Below are 1,198 nucleotides of genomic sequence, written 5' to 3'. Positions count from 1 at the left end.
ATTAGCGGAGAATGGCGTAATACATTCTCCGCTAATGTTAGGTGAGAGATGACTCTTCTTGATTTGATACTATTTGCCTGATAATTAAGGTGTATTCCTTTATTTTCGGCATAAAAACCAATCAGCCAAAGTACAATTGAACTCAGTGTAGCAAGCAGGCTCAATACAGATAAGCGACCAGCCCCGTGGCTATAACTTGCTCTGAGACCAAATCCAAAACGTTCACTCTTTTCATCTCTAAAATTTTGCTCTATTTGCATTCTTCGGCTGTAAATTTTCATGACCTGACGAGGCTTAAAATCATTCATGCTAGTAAAAATTAGCCAAGGCTCCATCGCTGCCGAACGCCCATCTTTGACCTGAGATTTTCGAACCATTCGATATCGTGATTTTTTGAATTTTCTCCCTTTATTCGGTCTTTTATGAAGATAAAAATAGCCATCGCAACGGGCATATTCTGCTTTTGATAATGTACCAAATCCCAAAAACTGTGGGGTTGTCGTTGCTTTTAAAGCTTGCCGTTTAAACCAAAGCTCACCATATTTTTCAAGTCTTAGTTGAGTATTTCCTCGAATGCGTCCGACAAAATCCCAACCGAGCGTTTTTATATGTTTGAACCATGCATTTTGAAAACCTGCATCCGTAACAATAATTACTCTAGCTTTAGGGTTAACAGCACACGCTAGCCTGTCAAGAAATGCATTTTGTATCGTTACATTTTGTTGTTCACATGAGGGAACTATTTGACTTAACAAAGGAATTGAGCGTCCATCACAAATTAAACTCGCACGGAGTACATGATGTTCTTGTGAGGGATATCCACTCCAATCAACAGCAATGACACACAATGAGAGTGACTCAGTCAGCATAGCAATAATATTACGAAAGATATCAGGAATATCCCTATGAAGAGCTTCATTACCGAGTAGCCGGTCAATACGTTTAATTTTATGTTTGACGTGAGCGTTCCCTGGTAAAAAGCGCCCAATGCTGGTTAACGTAAGAGAAGCACCATTAATCAAAGCGATAGTGGCATCGATTAATGCATTCTGACGATATTTATGAAATGGTGATAAAGCATCTTTAAAGAAGTTATGACATACTTCACGTACAGGCATAGCAGTGACCTTATTGACTTGGTGGAACAATCAGTAGATCACACAACGCTATGCCTGTCTATTTTCTGGGGATTCCTCAG

General features: G+C 39.4%; 1 protein-coding gene. It reads right to left on the bottom strand.

The window, feature by feature from the left end; translation table 11 throughout:
- A partial coding sequence (locus tag CKY02_RS23075; protein ID WP_112897012.1) for an IS4 family transposase occupies positions 1 to 1,118 on the bottom strand: 1,118 nt, incomplete at its 3' end.
- Between the last annotated feature and the right edge of the window lie 80 nt (positions 1,119 to 1,198).

Source organism: Photorhabdus bodei (assembly GCF_003287735.1).
Classification (GTDB): domain Bacteria; phylum Pseudomonadota; class Gammaproteobacteria; order Enterobacterales; family Enterobacteriaceae; genus Photorhabdus; species Photorhabdus kayaii.
The sequence above is the reverse complement of the archived record's forward strand: the minus strand, read 5'-3'. Positions and strand labels throughout refer to the sequence as shown.